Origin of the sequence: Vibrio sp. OY15, from assembly GCF_000742455.1 — a bacterium.
GTDB lineage: Bacteria > Pseudomonadota > Gammaproteobacteria > Enterobacterales > Vibrionaceae > Vibrio > Vibrio alginolyticus.
The window spans coordinates 1-1,287 of sequence record NZ_JPIL01000037.1 but is presented as its reverse complement, the minus strand read 5'-3'; the positions used below and the strand labels follow the sequence as shown (position 1 = coordinate 1,287).

Genomic DNA, 1,287 nt, shown 5'->3' with positions numbered 1-1,287 from the left:
TGACCCGTCCTGATATGGGTTGACACTTTTTAACTAAAACGCTCGATGTACTTCATCGGGCGTTTTGTATTTTAAAGCCGTATGAGGCCTCATTTGATTATAGATATCTACGGACTCTGCTACCATCGTCCTTGCTTCTTTCAGATCTTTCGGTTTCTTCAGCAAGAGCTCCATTTTGAGTATCCCATTTACACGCTCAGCTAAAGCATTCTGATAACAGTCATACCCGTCTGTCATTGAGCAAGTCACTCTATGTTTCTTATGGATATCTTGATATTCCTTCGAACAGTATTGTGAGCCTCTATCTGAGTGGTGTATTAGCTTTTCTTCACTCTGCCGTTGCCTGAGAGCTGAGATAAATGCCCGCTTAACTGATTGAGTTTTCATGTTGTCATCCACATAAAAACCAACAATCTTCCTTGAATAAGCGTCTGTAACCAAGCTGAGATAACTCTCTCCATTTTGAGTTGGCAAGTAAGTAATATCAGCAACCCACAGTTGTTCTGGCTTCGTTGGTGTCAGCCCATCTTTCACTTTGTTTGGGTGACAGAAAAATCGATGACGGCTGTCAGTCGTTCGGTGATAGGCTCGTCTTGCTCTCACTAACAGCCGATGCTTTCTGAGAAGTTCAAAGAGCTTATCGCGACCTATTTGAATGCCCTTTGTTGCTGCTAAGAACTTCAGTTTACGCGTGCCAATGCGTGGCTGCTTCAGCCTGACTTCACGGACAAAGCCAATGACAGCATGCTCATGATGTTCACAACGAGATTGAGTTTGGCATTGCTTATAATAAGCTTGGCGAGAGATTTGTACTAACTGACAAAACTTCGTAACGCTCAAACCTACTATGGTTTTCTCTTGGACAACGCTTCTTTGTGCTTTTTTGTCACTCTAACACCATAGTCACGTTCCATAACGTTCACGACAGCTTCAAAGAAGTCGGCTTTGAGTTGAGCATCTTCGAGCTGCTTTTCAAGCTCTTTAATACGTTGCTCTGGTGTAGGAGGTGAATTGAACTCGGTCATAGAGTCTCCTTTGGACATAAAGTTAGGTGTCCCTTTAGACCAATCTAGTCGACCATGCTTACGAAGCCAAACCAAAACCGTAGAGCAACCTTGGATGCCATACTTCTCTTGGGCTTGTTTGTAAGTGAGGCTTCCTTTTTCAACCTCATCAACTACAGTGAGTTTAAAAGCGAGGGAGTAATCGCGCTGAGTTCTTTTAGTTTTTGATTTCATAACACTCTCCAATTTTGGGGGTGGAAAGTGTCAACCTTATTTAGGACGG

1 protein-coding gene is annotated in these 1,287 nt (G+C 43.0%); it reads right to left on the bottom strand.

Translation table 11 applies throughout. The features are described 5' to 3' along the window. Positions 1-33: 33 nt before the first annotated feature. Positions 34-1,238, bottom strand: a protein-coding gene (locus IJ23_RS23550) for an IS3 family transposase (protein WP_152560968.1) whose coding sequence is annotated in 2 segments (ribosomal slippage) — positions 34-887 and positions 887-1,238 — 1,206 coding nt in all. Because the reading frame shifts where the segments join, the coding sequence is not laid out codon by codon here. Positions 1,239-1,287 lie beyond the last annotated feature (49 nt).